Source organism: Bartonella sp. AA16NXGY (assembly GCF_042197325.1).
In the GTDB taxonomy this organism is placed as follows: domain Bacteria; phylum Pseudomonadota; class Alphaproteobacteria; order Rhizobiales; family Rhizobiaceae; genus Bartonella.
In genome coordinates, this window is record NZ_JBHIRR010000064.1 from 1 (window position 1) to 814 (window position 814).

Genomic DNA, 814 nt, shown 5'->3' on the forward strand with positions numbered 1-814 from the left:
TTTCAGAGCAAGATTTTAACAGTTTTGATTTGGATCTGAGGGGCAAAGAAGGCGACAAATCGAAGCAAAAGAATAAGTTTCGTCAACAATCAACAGAAGTTACTACAAACAAAACCACGATAGAAGCAGAGGGCAACCTCTCCATGCATGCGCAAAATGGGGATCTCACGCTTGATGCGGCAGGGCTATCAAGTGGTGGTCAGACGCATTTGGCATCAGATACGGGAAAAATCAAGTTTCTGACCAACAAGGATCAAGATTTTAAGGACGTTTATCAGCGTAATGAAAACCTTGTGTGGTGGAGTGAGAGCGATAAAGGTTACCTTAAGGAGACCATCGAACATGTCACCATAGATGCTAAGGGTGGCATAAAGCTTGATGCGGGTGATGGCTTCGTTGTTGAGTATCAGGCAACCGGTGATTTAGACAAATCCCTTGAGCAATTGTCTCGCTCTCCAGGCATGGCATGGATCAAGCAACTGCGTGATGATCCAGAATTATCCAAGCAAGTGGATTGGCAAGCAGTTAAGGCTGAATTTAAAGACTGGGATTATAAAGCCCAAGGGCTGACAGAAGCCGGTGCGGCTCTCGTGGCATTGGCTGTCACGGCGGTTACGGGTGGAGCAGCCTCGGGCGCTGCCAGTGCCATTACCGGTGCTTTGGGGCTTGGCTCGAGCACCGCCATGAATGCAGCGATACAGGCTGGTGTCCAAGCGCTGATTAACAAAAGCGCTGTGGCTCTTGTCAATAATCGCGGCAATATTGCCGGTGCCTTGCATGAGCTTGGCTCTTCAAAGAATGTTCTCAGCATTGT

At 48.4% G+C, this 814-nt stretch carries 1 pseudogene; it reads left to right on the forward strand.

The annotated features are described in order from the left end of the window. Positions 1–814, forward strand: a pseudogene (locus tag ACFINK_RS09350) (DUF637 domain-containing protein); the annotation flags it as partial.